Source organism: Psychrosphaera sp. 1_MG-2023 (assembly GCF_030548245.1).
GTDB lineage: Bacteria > Pseudomonadota > Gammaproteobacteria > Enterobacterales > Alteromonadaceae > Psychrosphaera > Psychrosphaera algicola.
Genome location: NZ_JAUORW010000028.1, coordinates 18,515 through 36,501 on the forward strand (window position 1 = coordinate 18,515; position 17,987 = coordinate 36,501).

The 17,987-nt window shown below is 41.4% G+C and carries 7 protein-coding genes; all 7 read left to right on the forward strand.

Features of this window, described 5'->3' with window-relative positions:
• The first annotated feature begins 2 nt into the window (after window positions 1–2).
• Complete coding sequence (locus tag Q4575_RS18505) at window positions 3–2,852, forward strand: DUF2169 domain-containing protein (protein WP_303523821.1); 2,850 nt, start codon at window positions 3–5, stop codon at window positions 2,850–2,852.
• Window positions 2,853–2,855: 3 nt separating this feature from the next.
• Window positions 2,856–3,911, forward strand: a complete 1,056-nt coding sequence (locus Q4575_RS18510) for a pentapeptide repeat-containing protein (protein WP_303523822.1) — start codon at window positions 2,856–2,858, stop codon at window positions 3,909–3,911.
• Between the two features lie 9 nt (window positions 3,912–3,920).
• Window positions 3,921–4,571 (forward strand): DUF3540 domain-containing protein, encoded by a 651-nt coding sequence (locus Q4575_RS18515; protein ID WP_303523823.1) that lies wholly within the window; start codon window positions 3,921–3,923, stop codon window positions 4,569–4,571.
• Window positions 4,572–4,585: 14 nt separating this feature from the next.
• A complete protein-coding gene (locus Q4575_RS18520; RefSeq protein WP_215961872.1) occupies window positions 4,586–4,999 on the forward strand; it encodes a DUF4150 domain-containing protein in 414 nt (137 codons plus the stop codon).
• Window positions 5,000–5,139: 140 nt separating this feature from the next.
• On the forward strand, window positions 5,140–6,459 hold the full coding sequence (locus Q4575_RS18525) for a TAXI family TRAP transporter solute-binding subunit (protein WP_215961871.1): 1,320 nt from the start codon (window positions 5,140–5,142) through the stop codon (window positions 6,457–6,459).
• Between the two features lie 16 nt (window positions 6,460–6,475).
• Window positions 6,476–7,903 (forward strand): tetratricopeptide repeat protein, encoded by a 1,428-nt coding sequence (locus Q4575_RS18530; protein WP_215961870.1) that lies wholly within the window; start codon window positions 6,476–6,478, stop codon window positions 7,901–7,903.
• 63 nt (window positions 7,904–7,966) lie between these two features.
• Window positions 7,967–17,987 (forward strand): Ig-like domain-containing protein (locus Q4575_RS18535; protein WP_303523824.1); only part of this gene is annotated, 10,021 nt, incomplete at its 3' end.

Consider the following 17,987-nt stretch of genomic DNA (forward strand, 5'->3'; position numbering starts at 1 on the left):
TAATGGAAATTCAAAAGCCGCTTCAACTTGGTGTTTTGTATAAATCTTTTTCCTATTTGGAAAAAAACTTGTTTACGGTCTCTATTCCCATTGGTTTCTCTCTTACTAATGGTGAAATATTACTTGAACAAAAGTTGTGGGAAGTAATTGGTGAGCAGTTAGATGGGGAAATCTTTGATGCCGCGATGCCAAAAGAGGTTGGTGAAGTTTTAGTAGCGGGGAGTTTTATTCCACCGAATAATCAAAAAGTTGAAGCAGGCTCTGTTAAGCTGACGGTCAAAAGCAAAACAAAGCAAGGGACCTATCAAACCGCCGTTGAAAAAGAGCTGGCAATATTTGGCGACCGGCATTGGTATAAATTATTAGGTGCGGGCATTACTCCGAGCTCGCCAGAGCTATTTACAGAAATGCCAATTACGTACCAAAAAGCCTTCGGTGGTGAAGGGTTTAAGCCAAACCCTGGCGGGAAAGGCGCGATAGAAGTGACAACCGATTTTGGCGAGCGTCAGTTTTTGCCTAATATTGAATATAAGAGTAATCTAATTACCTCGCCGGGCTCAAAACCGCAACCTGCCAGTTTTGGCCGTATAGATATCATGAACACTCCGCGCGTAGAAAAGGCAGGAACGTTTGACCAAAAATACATTGAAACCCGCATGCCGGGATTACCGGACGACGTAAACTGGCTCTATTTTAATGATGCGGCGGAAGACCAGTGGCTCGACGGTTTTTTTAATGGAGATGAGCAGTTTTCGATTACTAATATGCATGCCAAACACCAAGAGTTGTCGGGTACTTTACCACCCATTTATGGACGTGCTTTTGTTAATCAGCAGGTGCCAGTTGTTGACAATAGTGGCAATGCCACTGGAAAGATGGAAATTCAGTTTAAAGAAATCCCAACCAAACTTGATACTTTATACTTGTTTCCTAACTCCGATTTAGGTGTGATGATATACAGGGGGACGATTGCAGCGTATTCAGATATTGGTTCGGATATAAAAGCCTTGTTACTGGCCTGTGAAAATCGCAAAGATACGCCTAGAACATTAGCCCATTATCAAGATCAATTAACAAAGCGCCTAGACCTCAAACATGGTTATAAATATGCTTTGTTTTCCGCTCCATTAATTGCCGAAGGCATGAAGTGTGGCTTTCAGCAGATTCAAGAAGACTTTGATTTTCCATTAGAGTTACTAGCAAAAGATAATTTGGAATCATTTGGCGAGCGCAGTCTATTAGACGCATCGAATAAAATAGAGGACGCTAAACTCAAAGTAATTGAGCAGTGCAAAGTGGCGGGTGTCGACCCGACTCCGTATTTAGAAAAAATCAATAATCCTGAAAAAGCCGATGAGCAAATTCAAATCGAAGCAATGTTAGAGCGGATGATGCCAGGCATTCTAACAGAGCCAGACAACATAGATATTTTTAATATAGATTTGACTGTATTAGACGAAATTAAAGCTTATCAAGAACAAATGGTTGAAAATGCAAAGCAGCAAACAAGAGAACATATAGAGAAAGAACTCGAGCTTATAAAACAGAGCAGTGATGCAGAGGCACTTGCACCAGCGATATCTGAAATCGAACAAATAATGACTGAAATGGATATGCCTCCAATGTGGCCTAGACTTGATATGTCGCCACAACTTTCTGAATTACGGCAACAACTTTCGGAAGCAGAGTTACAAATTTCTGAATTACGCGGAGCAGGCATCCCAGAGTCTGAAATACCCAAAGTTGATTTTGATGCAGAGAAACTCGAACAGCAAATCATTGAGGCCGGGATTAAACATAAAGAAACCTATTTAATGGGCGCACACCTTATGGGAGAAATGCGCTCACCTCATCCAGAAAAAGAACAAAACCTGAAACAGCAGTTTCTTCAACAGTTTAAAAGTGGCGAATCGTTAGTAAGTGGTGACTATGCTTGTATAGACATATCTGGAGAGGACTTGACCGGGATTGACCTGTCAGATTGTTATTTAGAAGGTGTAAATTTCGCCAATTGCAATTTGACCAATGCTAAATTAAGTAAAGCTATTTTGGCTAGCGCAAATCTAGAGAATGCCATTTTACGGAATGCCGATTGCCAAGGGGCCAATATCGGTGCCGCTAACCTAACCGATGCAGACTTCACGGATGCTAATTTGGCGGGTTGCCAATTAGGCGGTTCGAATTTCACTAGAGCAAAGTTAATTAACTGTCCAATGGCTGAAGGTAATTTTTTAGATACCACATTTGAACAAACCATATTTAATGGCTCGGAATTGAAAAAGTGCAACTTTGTTAATCCGGTATTTAGAAATTGTGAGTTTATTGAAACGGATCTTGCTGAAGCGAACTTTGTCGAAGGCCAATTTGTTGATTGTGATTTTACTAAAGCTATTTTAGATGGTGTTAACTTTGTAAAAGCAATCTCAAACAATAATAATTTCCAACAAGCGCAGATGATAAATGTTCGATTTGTTGGTGGCTGTGAACTTAATGGCAGTGACTTTACCGGAATCGATGGCAGTCGAGCTTGTTTTAGAGAGAATCAATTGGTTGATGCCAAATTTGACCAAGCGAAGCTAGACGAAGCCGATTTTTCTGGATCGCAGCTCGATAATGCGAGTTTTCAGGGGGCAAAAGCGTATCGAACCCAGTTTATGCAGAGCCAGTGTAAAGGGGCAAGTTTTAAAGCGACCAATTTAATGGAGGGCTCAATGTACAAGGCTTATTTAGTTAGTGCCGATTTCTCTAAAGCCAATTTGTACAGTGTTAACTTTTTAGACAGCACCCTAGGAAACAACACATACTCAGGCGCAAATCTTGACCAGACTATTCTGAAAGAATGGAGGCCATAAACTGTGTTGAAACAGGAACTAATTGATGCAGTAAAAGGTGGCAAGCCTATTGTTGACGGTGTTGATTTGTCCGATGGTGATTATCAAGGCGTGGACTTAGGGGGCGGCAGTTTTGAGTCGGTAAACTTCTCAAGGGCAAATTTATCCGGAGCTAAGTTAAAAGAGTGTAACTTTATTAACTGTACTTTTAGCAATGCAAAGCTTGATGGCGCAAACCTCATACTAGCCAACTTTATAGAAGCAGAGGCAAATGGAATGTCGCTGGTGGGCTGTGATTTAAGGTTAGCTAATTTTGTCGACTCAAAATTAGCGGAGAGTGATTTTTCCAATACTAATTTGGAGAATACGAATTTTGTCAACTCGGTTTTAGCTGGCGCTAAATTTTTAGGTTGCAAAATAAATCAAAGTTCGTTTATTAATGCTGATCTTTCAAAAACGAGTTGGGCAGGCTCAACGGCGTTTCGTGTTAATTTTCTTGAGCCCTTAGTTGAAGCTATTAATTTAGATGAAGTTCAATGGGAATTGCCGTTTTTCATGAAAGCGAATTTCGCAGGTTTTGATTTTACAAAAGTAGGATTTATTAAACCACAATTTCAGCAATGCGATTTATCAGATACAAACTTTAGCAATAAAGATTTATCGCAAGCCGGTTTTATGCAAGCAAAATTGACGAGTGCCAATTTCAGCGGCGCGATATTGGCTCAGGCTAACTTGGTCGAAGCAGACTTGTCATTTGCTAATTTTGAAAATGCAAATATGCCACAGGCTTTGCTAAAAGAAGCCATATTAACTAAGGTTAACTTTACTAAAATCAAAGCTGAGCAGGCACTGTTTGAAAAAGCAGATTGCACAGGATCTGTATTTAGTGGAGCAGATTTAACATATGTTGAATTTAGCCATGCTATTCTCGACGAGGCGGATATGTCGAATACTAGTTTGTATCGTACTAATTTGCATGAAATACAAGAGCAGAAAACCAATTGGAAAGGTGCGAGCCGAAAGTTAGCTTTAGAAACTGACGAAACAAAATTAAAAGCGGAACAATGGGCTGCAAAATAAGAGAATGTTATGAATATACCGTTATCGAGTGATTTAAAAGCTAAAATAGGGTTTACTGAACACGCTGTCATACAGGGGGGGTTTAATCGTGAATATATGGTTTTATCAGATAGGGGGGCGTATCGCGCTCAACTCGCATTCAGTTGTTTTGTTCAACCCGAAACCGGAGATAAAGTTTTAATTAACGTTGATGGTAAGCAAAGCCATATTATTGCGGTAATCGAAAGGCCAGATAACCAAGATGCCAAACTGAGTTTTCCTGCAAGCCTGAAAGTCGAAACAAAACAAGGCGATTTAACATTTTCGAGCCACCGAGATATAAAACTTACCGCGACAAGACAACATAGCATTGTGTCAGAAGATTTAAACATTACGGCAAATAGCACTCAAGTATATAGTACTGAAATGCAAGTTTCGGGAAAAAATTTAAAGGCACAATGGACTTCAATTCAAACATTATCAGAGCTAATTACCTCGGTAGCTGATAAATTGATTAAAACGGTTAAAAATAGCTTTTCAAACGTTGAAGGTGTTGAACAGAAAAACAGTAAAAATTACGTGCAAAATGTGTCATCTACCACCACAATTCGTTCGCAACATGCAGTCATTACTGCCGAGAAAGATATGAAAATTGATGGTGAACGGATCCATATGGGATAAAGGATAACAATCGAATGGTTTTCGCGACAACACAGATGCCGGCAATGAATATGGCTTTTCCAGACGTGTGTTTAACGCCCATACCTTCACCGGTCGGGCCAATTCCAACACCGTTGCCTTATCCTAATATTGCGGTGACAGCGATGGGTATTCCATCGCAGGTAAAAGTATTAACTTTGGCTATGCCAAATCATAATATGTTAACTATTACTCCAATGAGTAATGGTGATAACGCTGGACTAATGATGAATCCGTTATCTGGCATGGTTATGGGGCCACAAAGGCAATTGCTAGGTAGTGTGAAAACTTTTATTGGTGGTTTACCTTCCAATAAAATGCTCGGTTTGTCAGGTCAAAATGGCATGATGCCGGGCTCTTTTGGTGCGACGTTAAGCCCTTCGCAAGTTAAAGTAATGATTTTGGCTTAATTTAGAATAAGAATGTTTATAAAAAGATAATATTGGTAAATCAAATTATTAAAATGATGGTGGCCTTAAAGCAATATTATCGTTTTAGAATAAAATCAGTATCTTAAATAGGTACTTACATAACTCAAAGGGAATAGTTTATGAACTTATATAACGTTAGGCCTTTTATTAGCTGGTCATTAATGATCGTCGCTATAATTGGGGTCATTTATGTAGGGTATTATAAAAGCAATTCCAGCACCGTGATTCGGGTCGCGTCTGGTGAAAGGACGAGCTATTTATTTCAAATTGGCAAAGAATTGAAACAAGCAATTGAAACACGTTCTGATTATAAAGTGGAATTGGTTGAGAGTGGTTCTTCAGGTATCAACCGAGGAGCTTTGCAGTCAGGAAAAGCCGATGTAGCTTTAATTTCTCCAAGTGCTACGGATATGACAAACTTAGCGGTCATCGCACCAATTGAAAAACATTTGTTGCACATTGTTGTTCATGTCGATTCCGGCATTCGTTCCATTTATGGCTTGTCAGGCAAGCGAATTTCTTTAGGCGGATTAAAAAGTGATCACAGAAAAGCCGCTTATAAACTATTAGAACATTATCAAATTGAAGAGTCCTCGCTATTAAATACTGAAGTGTCGCACCTTGATTTACTCGAAGGCCGTAACTTAGATGGTGCAATCATTAGCACCAGTGTTAACGATACCTATATGAAGAAGTTAATGAGCAGCGGTAATTTCAGCCTTATATCTATTGATGCGGCCGAGGGATTTGTCGAACGTAACAATCTTTACCAAAATGCTAATTTTGCTATGGGGGTTTATCCTTCATCTTTTGGTCCAATGCCAGACAAATGGTTACCAACCGTTTCAGAGAATGTATGGCTGGTGAGTCGACTCGATTTATCATCAGATATAGTGAACATGCTGATTGATGTTATGGAGACAAAAAATTTCACATTAAAATTCCCTTTATTATCTAAATGGTTAAAAGAGAGCGAGGGGAAATCTGACCAACTGTTGCTACATGATGTAACGAAAAGACGTTTTAATCCGTATGGCAGTTTCAAAACGGCGTTATTTGACTCACTACTGTTACTTTGGAGTATGAAGTGGTTTTTATTATTTGCCATTATCATTATTTGGAATGTTCGTTCACGTTGGATAGGCATTAATGAAACGTATGAAAAAGACAAGCAAGCTGCTCGATTACAACGAATTCAAGCATTGTTAGAAGATGTGAATGCACAGGAGCAAGAGCAAGCTGACACCAAAGATTATCGATTATTGACCCAACATTTAGCTGAAATTCGTAGGATAAAAGGTGAGGGGATTGCCGTTGCTAAAGAACAAGAAATGAGTGATAGCGCTGCATTTTTGTCTTTTTTACAACAATGCGATCACGTCAGTCGGGATATCCAGTGGAAGTTGTCGCTAGGTATTAACAGCAAAGATTTCAACTAAAATAAGTCATTAAACTATGTCGTTAAAGAAAAGTATAATTTTAGCTTCGATATTGGCTATTCATGGTTGTTCATTAAATAGCGTGCCACTATTGGATTTAGGCTCGGACAAGAAAAAATCTGATTCAGAGCAGCCCAAATTTGGCAAAGCGGATGGGAAAGGTGGTTCATTCACAAAAGTGATGCCAGACTTTAAATCTCTTGCTCCTTTGTATGACCTAGGATTTGAAGGCGACTTCGACCAGGGGCTCATTGCTTATAATGATAAAAATTATAGAAGAGCTCTTGTTGAATGGTTGCCATTAGCAAAAGAAGAAGATCCTCGAGCTGAATATTATATTGGCTTGATGTTTATGAATGGCTTAGGTGTTGAAGAAAACTATGATCAGGGCATACTTTGGTTAAAGTTGGCTGCGAATAGAGACTACGTAGATGCGCAATTTGAATTGGGCAGAGCTTATGTATCAGGTGTCAAAATTGAACAAAATCTTGATCAGGGCATCCGTTGGTTGCTATCAGCTGCGAAAAAGGGTCATGCAGGAGCCCAATTTAGTTATGGACTATTAAATCAACAAGACAAAGTGCCATTATCATCTGACTTGATGGCGCTCTATAAGCAAAGTCGTTCAAAAACTTTTAATTTTACTCAAGCTGCAAAATGGTACACCTTAGCGGCTGAACAGAATCATGCGGCAGCACAAAGTAACCTAGCATCCCTTTACAGGGTTGGCATTGGTGTTCAGCAGAATAATGAAGAAGCTTTTAAGTGGTATACAAATTCTGCTAATCAAGGTGTTATTGACGCTCAGTATAACCTAGGCTTGATGTATGAGCAGGGTATTGCGACACCTATGGACACTCAACGTGCGTTATTTTGGCACACCAAAGCGGCTGAACAAGGTTACTTACCCTCACAGCAACGATTACCATTTTTACAAAAAATGTTAGAGACGTTAAAAACATCTCTGGTGTTGTATGGTGGGACATTGGCTTCAACAACGCGAAAAAACTTAAGGCAAAGGCTCAAGAGTAATTTTGCTAACCCACTTAGAGAACAAGATAATTATTGGTTTGATATATACGAGTCGTCTAAGTTGCTAAAAAGTACAGATAGGTTGTTTGTTGGTTATAGCTTGCAAACCGACCAGGTAGCATCATTAGAATATCGATTCCCATCCCACAATGCGCCAAACTATGTGCTACAAATTATAGAGTTAATTAATGATAAATATGGATTACCTTTTGAATCGAAAGGTGACCTAAATTTTGGTGAAGTTAAATATAGCTGGAAAGCAAAAGATACGATTATTACGGTGACTCGATATTGGCCAGACACCACAGTTTATTTGTCTTATAAGATAGGTGATGCTTATCGCCAGATGGTATCGGAAATGCCTGAAAACGCGAAAGAAATAGAATACAACATTAAGTTTGAAACTTATTAGTAAAACAATTTAAAGGGACTTTGTCATGCTGTCGCAAGATGAGTGTAAATTAAAAGAATGAAGATGAATTTGTTTAAATTACTAACCAATTGTTCTCGTTACTTGCTATACGGTTTTGTTTTGCTGTTGGCGGCCTGTGATGTCACAGAAGAACCGTTAAATTCAAATTATGAAATTCGCTTAGAGCCTTTACAGGTGAGAGTAGGAGACGAATCTAGCATTAGAAAAGGCGATAAATTCGCACTTGCAATTTACAATCAGGATACGGGGCTAAAGGATTTTAGCGCGGCATTGTCGAGCGATAATCAAAGCTTTCAAGCGGACGAGTATACTTGGACGTTGAGTGATCCAAGCGTTGCTTCATTAGAGTCTGAACAAGGGTACGAAAATGTAATCACCATATTAAAGCCCGTTACTTTTACAATTGACGCAATAAATAGTCAAAATAAAACGTCGATTACCATAGAGTCGATAGATCCGTTATTACAACAAGTCGATATTGAAGCCAATAACGAGCAAATTATTCTGGGTAACGGCATAGAATTGACGTTATTTGGTACATTTAGTGACGATTCTCAAAGCCAGTTACTAGAAGGTATTGGTTGGTCCGTAGATGATGAATCGGTGGCTCAAATTGACGCGACCGGCAAAATATCATCTCTATCTAAAGGTCAGGTTGTTGTTTCAGCTAAGATTAATAATGGCATTGGTGAGCAGTTACTAGCAACAAAAACGATTGAAGTTACGCCAGCTGCTATTGTTTCTTTGGAAATAACGGGCACAGCATCGACGCCTTTAGGTCGTCAGATAGTGATGCAAGCGACAGCAACATTTACTGACAATACAAAAATTGACAGGTCCTCATTGGTTCAGTGGGAACATAATAGTCCAGCGATTGGTACATTTGATGAGTTTGGTAATTTCCAAACAACACAAGTTGGTACCACGGCAATTACCGCATCGATTGATAACGGTTACGGGAGTTCAATCACGGCAGCGAGTTTTTCACTGAATGTTGAAGAGAAAGTCGTGGATGGTTTAACAATAAAACCCATTAATGACACCTTAAAAACTGAACCATTGACAATCGCAATTGATAAAACCGAATTTTTTGTCGTCGAAGCTTTATATTCAAATTTGGATGTCGCTGATATCACCACAGATGAAACGTTAGTCTTTTCATCATCGCAATCCGATATCGCCACTGCGAGTTACGACCAAGAAAGTGAAAAGTTTCAGGTCGACACCTTTGAAGTAGGTACTGTCGACCTAACCGTTGTGAAGATGAATCGCAGCGAGACTCAAATAACAGGCACACTGCCACTCGTTGTTAATAAACCATTGTTATTGTCAATTGACGTTGAACCAGTAATAGAGCGTTATGCTTTAGGTTTAATCTCTACTTGGCGGGCTATGGGGAATTTTCAAAATAATATTCGAGAGGATATTACCGAGTTAGTTACCTGGAACTCAGCTAGTGAAACCATTGCGAGTTTCAATTCGTCCAACCCAAATGAACTAATTGCTAGCAGTGTTGGGGACACTCTAATAACAGCGTCATTAGTCAATGATATTGGTGAAAATATTATAAGTACGGGGTTTGCTGTGTCAACAACCTCGGCACTATTGACTCAGATAACCATTGAAGCCACAGACGAGAATGTTTGGCAAAATGAGTTACTTTCGATTCCTAAAGGTGTCCGCACGCCGGTCAGAGTTGTAGGATTATACACCGATGGCACCCAACGTGATGAAACCAATGTCGTTTGGACATCGTCAAATAACAGCTTGGTCAGTATCGTCGCGGTAGATGGTTTTTTCATCGAAGCTAATTCGACAGCCAACGCACTTGGTACATTAACCGTTTCTGCCACGGTGGAAGGTGATGCTGGTATCGTCTCTGATGAAATCAATGTTAATGTTGTACCTGCTAAACTTGATTCATTCAGTATAGTACTGCCCGAAGAAAAAGGCTTATGGCAAGGTTATACACAATCTATTCAAGCAATTGGTAATTTTTCTGATGGGGTTGCACGTAATATAAGTGACTATGTCAGTTGGTCGATTGCGCCTGAGTTTGAAAGTTTTATCGGGTTTAACTCTGCATTAGCTAATACGTTAGATCTTATACTGCAAGGTGACGCCACATTAAATGCGACATTTATCGATGTTAACTACAACAATGTTGAAACAAACCAAAATATTGCATTTTCAATTTCGCCTCCACTCTTAGAAACTATCGAGATCGAAAGTTATTACGATTCTAATAAAGACGGTATCGGAGATGAGCTAATTAGCCAATTGGCGAAAGGTCAAAGTGGTGTTTTCAAGGCGATTGGTCACTATAGTGATGGGTCTACTCAGGATATTTCTAGTAAGGTAACGTGGGATACGTCCGATGGTAATGTGTTAAGTATTGTTGAAGCTGGAAGCGGCGCAGGCAGAGTCTTTGCTGCGAACTCGAGTGAAGCGGACGTTGTCGTAACGGCGTCGATCACTAACGCTGATAATATTGTGATATCACAACCTCTTAACTTCCCGGTAACCATTGCGGTTTTAGAAAGTATTAACTTAGTTCCGGCGGCATTAAGTTATGGCGTTAATGTACCAAGTGGTGAAAGTGTCCAAATTGATATTTGGGGTATTTATTCCGATGGTGGCTATAAACAAATAGAAGATGTTAGTGCGGCGCAATGGCAAAGTAGTAATATTGAAGTCGCGGAAGTAAACCCAACCACCGGCTTTGTTGAAATATTGCCAGGAGAAGGGTCAGTGGTAACCATTTCAGCGACAGAAGTTATATCTGGAAAAGGTCACTCAGCAACGATTTTGTTGAATCGAATTGAAACCGTATTTACGTCTATAAGAATTGAGCCAAATACCAGTGATACCCCTTGGATAGTGTCTTTAGGATCACAGTTCCAATTTAAAGCATTTGCCGTATATGCCGACACGACTGAAAAAGAAATAACTAAAGAAGTGACGACCAATTGGAGCATTCCAAATACTGATGAGCACGAGGTTGCTATTATTAACAATAGTGACTTAAAAGGGTTAGTTACTGGGCTAACGCAAGGAGATGACATAGTAACATTGACCGTATCATCGGCAAATCGATATGGTGATCAGATTTTCTCTAGCGCTGAAATTATAGTAGGTGCGCCAATACTCGAACTAATTGAAGTTGCTCCAACTAATACTAAAATGGTTGCTGGCGATACTATTACGTTTGAGGCTACTGGTTATACATCGGATGATAGATTTTTAGAACTAACAGATACCGTGACTTGGTCTTCTTCGAATACCGCGATTGCTGATTTTAACCAAACCAATGCTAGCGATTTATATGCGAAGTTTGCCGGTGAAATAGAAGTTTTTGCTAAGTACACGCCGCCGGGGCAAGAAGAAATTTCTACCACAACACGAGTAAGCATCTCTGCAGCAACTTTACGTTCAATTGAAATAACACCGACGTTTGAGCGCTTTACGGTTAGTCCACAACCAGAAGCATTATTTTTAAAAGGAGTCCCTGATCTACTTATAGCGACAGGTATTTACTCGAATGAAAGCCGCTCTGGTCTTAACGGTGAAGTAAGTTGGTCGTCTTCAAATCCATCAGTTGCGACGGTTGATGTAGTTGGTATTTTAACGCCTATTGAAGAAGGTGAAACAGTCATCACTGCTGAACTTGTGATTGATGAACTTGGCGAATCAAAAACAATTTATGTCGACTATCCAATTGTCGTTGGTGGTCCGTTATTAGAATATCTTGAATTATCACCATTATCCCCAACCACTATCATCAATTTGCCACTGCAATTTACCGCGATGGGGTTTTATTCTGACGGCAGTAGTACAGACTTAACCGAAGAAGTTACATGGCAAGTTGGTCGACCGGGTGATGACGTTGCTTTATTAATTGGTAGCATGACTTCTGGAACGGAACTAGGTGGTCGTTTTGTTGCGAATAAAAATGGTTTTGGGCCGATAAGTGCTCGGATAAATAATTTCGACGGTGTTGAAATAAGTAAGCAAACATTTATCACCGTTAGTGCCCTGACTGAAATTAACATTACCAATGTGCGAGAGACCGTCTATGCCGGTCAAACAGAAGATTTTAGCGCGATTGGTAAAGCTGAAAACGGTAAATCCATTATTTTCACTGAAGGTTTAGATTGGCAAGTGTCTGGTGCTGGGGGTGTTTTAGTTGATAGTGACGAGAATACGTCGGATGCCCAAGTGAAAACAGCAAACGCTGGCCTATTGTCGGTATCTGCTGATTGGACACTTGACGACAACAATCCTATAAGTGGTGATATTGATGTCTCGGTAACCTCACCATTATTAAATGCAATTTCTATAGAAGTTGATCAAACTTCTGTACCCGATGGGAGAACAGCACAGCTAAGTGCTACAGGAACTTATTCAGATAATTCGACTTTAGATCTAACGGAACACGTTGCTTGGACAACCTCAAACAGCAGTTTGGCTGACCCGGCAAGTGACGGTACGATTTCTACATTTGATTTAGGTGAGGTAAAGATTGCCGCGAGTATCACAAATGCTGAAAATGAATTGTTAAGCAGTAATGTCCTCGATTTTACAGTTGGAGATGCAGTACTCGATACCCTAAGCCTAAATTACCCAGATAGTGAGATTGCACGTGGCTCTGTGATAAAAATGGTGCCAACGGGCACTATGACTGATGGTACCACTGATCTACCAACAACAGTGACTTGGCAGTCTTCTGATACGTCAGTTGCGACGGTTGATAATGGCGGCGCGGTGTTAGTTTTAAGTACGGCGAATATTGGTAGCTTTGCAACAATTAGCGCCAAAGCGAAAGAGTCATTCAGTTCTAGCGTCGATGTTACAGCAACGTCAGTGATAACCGTCGGAAACCCAGTACTAGCTTCATTGGCGATCAACTCAATAGGTGGTTCGGTCGCTCGTGGGACTTCAAGTACCTTGACTACGGTTGGGTTATTAACGGATGACACATTAGGGTTACCAACGCCTTTGACTTGGACAAGTTCAAACCCAGCGGTTATGTCGATTGACGCTACAACAGGGGTGGTTACTGTTCCAGATTCAGCACAAATCGGTGACGTAGCAACCATATCAGTTTCAGCACCATCATTTATCGGCTCGTCAAATATTATTAGTAACTCGACCGTATTATCGGTGAGTGCGCCATTAGTGGAAAACTTGTCGATAACAAATGGTGACATAGGTGTTGCAAGAGGAACCGCAATAACAATGGTGCCGGCAAGTGTCATGTCTGACAGCAGCTCTGCGCCTATATTATCTTGGTCGACGAGTAACGCTGATATCGCTGTGATCAGCAATACGGGGACCCTTGAAATACCGAACGGTGCGACATTAGGTAGCACAGCTCGTATAACAGTATCAGCACCAAAAACCACTAATTCTAGTGTTCTGGTTACAGATTCCATATTAGTAACAGTTCTACCTCCGGTTCTTGATACATTAACGATTTCGTCTAGTTCGTCGAGTGTTCCTAGAGGGACAGATATTTCATTATCGGTTTCTGGCATGTTGTCAGATAATGGCCTCGGTATTCCAACCACCCTAGAGTGGTCAAGTTCAAATACGAGTGTTGCAACTGTGAGTTCAGTAGGCGTAGTGTCAACAACGAACACTGCTGCCATCGGTTCAACGGTTACCATTACTGCGCGAGCTAAAAAAGAAGCAACTTCAAGTACATATATTGTTGATCAATATGAATTAACTATTGCGGCGCCATTATTAGATACTATCGATATCGTTCAACCTGATTCAGAATTGGGGCTAGGACTAAGCTTACAGTTAACCATTACTGGTCTTTTAAGTGACGGTACAAGTGATTCGCCATCTGGGGTTATTTGGTCGAGTTCGAATACTGATACGGCGACGGTAGATAGTAACGGTGTTGTAAGTGTTTTAAATGCAACAACCGTTGGTAGTCAGGCATTGATTACGGCTAAGGCTGAAATAAACCCCGGTTCTGGCGTTTATACAAGTTCGTCGATGACGATTACGGTAATTAATGCGGCACTAGAAACTATTTCCTTGTCGGCGACAAATACAACAGTTCCAGTGGGCACGACTCAGCAAGTTGTGGCCGTTGGCTCTTTGTCGAACGGAACCAGTGGCATTTTAACGTCTCAAATTTGGAGTAGCTCAGACACGGACACTGCAACCGTTAATAGTAGCGGTTTAGTCACATTCAAACCTAGTGCGACAGCTGGTGATAGCGTTGATATTGAGCTTAGAGCGCTTGCACAAGCTGGTTCATCTACTTATATTTCAGGCAATATAACATTGACGGTTGGCGAACCTTTATTATCTGGTATTGAAATTACCACTGCGCCACCGACAATTTCGCGTGGCACCACGCTGTCTATTGCGGCTGTTGGAACCTTAACAAATAACAACAATGGTCTACCAACACCATTAACTTGGTCGAGCTCAAATACTGACGTGGCGACAGTAGATTCAAATGGTGTGGTCACGATAAAGGCTTCGGCATCAGTTGGTAGTCAAGCCGCAATTACGGTTTCTGCCGCGGTTACAGCTGGTTCAAGTGTTACCGTGCGTGATACGTTAACGGTAACCGCTGGGCAAGCGAGGTTGCAAAGTCTCACATTGTCTGCAACGGAAACGGATGTACCAGTGGGGACATCACAGCAAATATCAGTAGCGGCATTGTTGTCGGATGGCAGTACGACATTGTCAACTTCACAGGTGTGGAGTAGTGCTGATGAAAATATTGCGACGGTTAGTAGTACCGGTTTAGTTTCGATTAAATCAAGTGCGACAGTGGGTGATACTGTTGTAATCGAACTTAAGGCGCTAGAGCTTTCTGGTTCAACAACTTACATTACAGATACTTTGACGCTGACGGTCGGAGATCCAATACTTTCGAGCATTGAAATTACCACAGCTCCACCAACTATTTCGAGGGGCACCTCTTTAGATATAACCGCTATGGGGACCTTGACAGACAATAATAATGGTTTGCCAACGACATTAACTTGGACGAGTTCAAATACCAGTGTTGCGACAGTAGATAATACAGGTGAAGTGACGATATTAGCCGCTGCGAGTGTTGGTAGTCAGGCAACGATTACTGTAACCGCAGCAGTGGAAACTGATTCAAGCCAGTTGGTTTCGGATACAGTAACAGTAACTGTAGGGCAAGCAGCCTTGCAAAATATTACATTGTCAGCGACAGAGACGGATGTGCCTGTGGGGACATCACAGCAAATATCAGTAGCGGCATTGTTGTCGGATGGCAGTACGACATTGTCAACTTCACAGGTGTGGAGTAGTGCTGATGAAAATATTGCGACGGTTAGTAGTACCGGTTTAGTTTCGATTAAATCAAGTGCGACAGTGGGTGATACTGTTGTAATCGAACTTAAGGCGCTAGAGCTTTCTGGTTCAACAACTTACATTACAGATACTTTGACGCTGACGGTCGGAGATCCAATACTTTCGAGCATTGAAATTACCACAGCCCCCCCAACCATTTCGAGAGGTACTTCGTTAGATATTACCGCATTGGGAACGTTGACAGACAATAACAATGGCTTACCAACGACTTTAACGTGGTCGAGCTCAAATACTGACGTAGCGACAGTAGATGCTACAGGTGAAGTGACGATTTTAGCCGCTGCGAGTGTTGGTAGTCAGGCAACAATAACTGTAACCGCACCAGTGGAAACTGATTCAAGCCTGCTTGTGTCAGATACAGTGACAGTGACGTCAGGCCAAGCGAAATTGCAAAGTATAACCTTATCAGCGACAGAGACGGATGTGCCGGTAGGTACATCGCAACAAATTGATATTGCTGCATTGTTGTCGGATGGCAGTACGACATTGTCAACTTCACAGGTGTGGAGTAGTGCTGATGAGAATATTGCGACGGTTAGCACAACTGGTTTAGTTACTATTAGTCAAAATGCATCAGACGGAGACTCTGTTGTCATCGAACTCAATGCACTCGATTTACCGGGGTCTGGCACATACATCAGTAATACAATAACTATCACTGTAGATACTCCAATTTTATCAAGTATTGCGATCACAACAGATGCACCGACTATTCCTAGAGGAGCGGAATTAACTTTAGATAAGGCCGGTACGTTAACGGATAATAGTAACGATTTGCCAACCACATTAACTTGGTCGAGCTCAAATACAGATGTAGCGACAGTTGATGGTAATGGCACAGTAACTATAGATGCTGCAGCGAGTGTTGGTAGTCAGGCAACGATTACTGTAACCGCACCAGTGGAAACTGATTCAAGCCAGCTTGTGTCAGATACAGTGACAGTGACGGCAGGCCAAGCGAAATTGCAAAGTTTAACCTTATCAGCTACGGAAACGGATGTGCCGGTAGGTACATCGCAACAAATTGATATTGCTGCATTGTTGTCGGATGGCAGTACGACATTGTCAACTTCACAGGTGTGGAGTAGTGCTGATGAGAATATTGCGACGGTTAGCACAACTGGTTTAGTTACTATTAGTCAAAATGCATCAGACGGAGACTCTGTTGTCATCGAACTCAATGCACTCGATTTACCGGGGTCTGGCACATACATCAGCAATACAATAACTATCACTGTAGATACTCCAATTTTATCAAGTATTGCGATCACAACAGATGCACCGACTATTCCTAGAGGAGCGGAATTAACTTTAGATAAGGCTGGTACGTTAACGGATAATAGTAACGATTTGCCAACCACATTAACTTGGTCGAGCTCAAATACAGATATAGCGACGGTTGATGGTAATGGCACAGTAACTATAAATGCGGCCGCTGTATTAGGCAGTCAAGCAACGATAACCGTAACTGCCCCAGTAGAAACCGGTTCAACCGATTTAGTTTCTGGCTCAGTTATCGTCACTGCGGGTCAGGCTTCACTGCAAAGCTTTACAATGTCGGCAGACTCAACTGATGTACCTATAGGCACAAGTCAGCAAATAAATGTTGCAGCCTTGTTATCCGATGGTGGTACCACGTTAGCTACAAACCAAATTTGGAGTAGCTCTGACGAGACAATTGCAACGGTAGACAGTGGCGGTTTGGTTTCAATCAAATCCGACGCAACGGAAAATGACAATGTTGTTATCGAGTTGAAAGCACTAGATTTACCAGGTTCTTCGAACTACATAACCAATACGTTGACTTTAACGGTTGATAAGGCAATTTTGTCAAGTATCGCGATTACAAACGTCGCCCCAACAATTCCTAAAGGCACAACACTTGATTTAGTTGCAGAAGGGACTTTGACTGATACGAGCAGTGGGTTTCCAACGCCATTAACGTTAACTTGGTCGAGTTCAAGTACTACTGTAGCAACTGTCGACAGTAGTGGTGTCGTTAGTATGAGTAAATCGGCCGCTGTGGGAAGTCAGTCGACAATCACAGTATCTGCGCCAGTGGTAGACGGCTCAACAACAATCGTCTCGAAATCAATAACCGTGACAGCAGGTCAGGCAACACTGCAAAGTTTAACTTTAACTCCTGCTACTCCTAGTTTTGGAACTGCTACCGAAGTACCTGTTGGGACGACAAGGCAAATAAACGTTGCCGCTGTATTGTCTGATGAAAGCTCGACACTGCTAACGACTCAAGTATGGAGTAGCTCTGACGAAACTATTGCGACGGTCGACACTGGCGGTTTGGTTTCAATTAAATCAGATGCGACAGTTGGCGATACGGTCGACATCCAGTTAAAAGCATTAGAATCATCAAGTTCAAGTACATTTGTTATTGGTACGTTAACGTTAACCGTCGGCGATCCAATTTTGTCGAGTGTAGCGATTACAAATGTAGCGCCCACCATTCCAAAAGGTGGGGAGCTAGAGCTAGATACTTTAGGTACATTTAGCGATACCAGTACTGAGGAGCTCGGGAATTTGAGTTGGGCTTCAACTTGGACAAGTTCAAGTACGAGTGTGGCAACGGTTAACGCTAGCGGTGTGGTTTCCATTGATGATGCCGCCGCAGTGGGCAGTCAATCAACTATAACAGTGACTACGCCAGTCGAAAGTGGGTCAAGCGTCA

Excerpts from the sequence above, each read along its gene's own strand:
- Q4575_RS18505 (WP_303523821.1), top strand. The coding sequence starts at position 3 with ATGGAAATTCAAAAGCCGCTTCAACTTGGTGTTTTGTATAAATCTTTT.
- Q4575_RS18515 (WP_303523823.1), top strand. The coding sequence starts at position 3,921 with ATGAATATACCGTTATCGAGTGATTTAAAAGCTAAAATAGGGTTTACT.
- Q4575_RS18520 (WP_215961872.1), top strand. The coding sequence starts at position 4,586 with ATGGTTTTCGCGACAACACAGATGCCGGCAATGAATATGGCTTTTCCA.
- Q4575_RS18525 (WP_215961871.1), top strand. The coding sequence starts at position 5,140 with ATGAACTTATATAACGTTAGGCCTTTTATTAGCTGGTCATTAATGATC.
- Q4575_RS18530 (WP_215961870.1), top strand. The coding sequence starts at position 6,476 with ATGTCGTTAAAGAAAAGTATAATTTTAGCTTCGATATTGGCTATTCAT.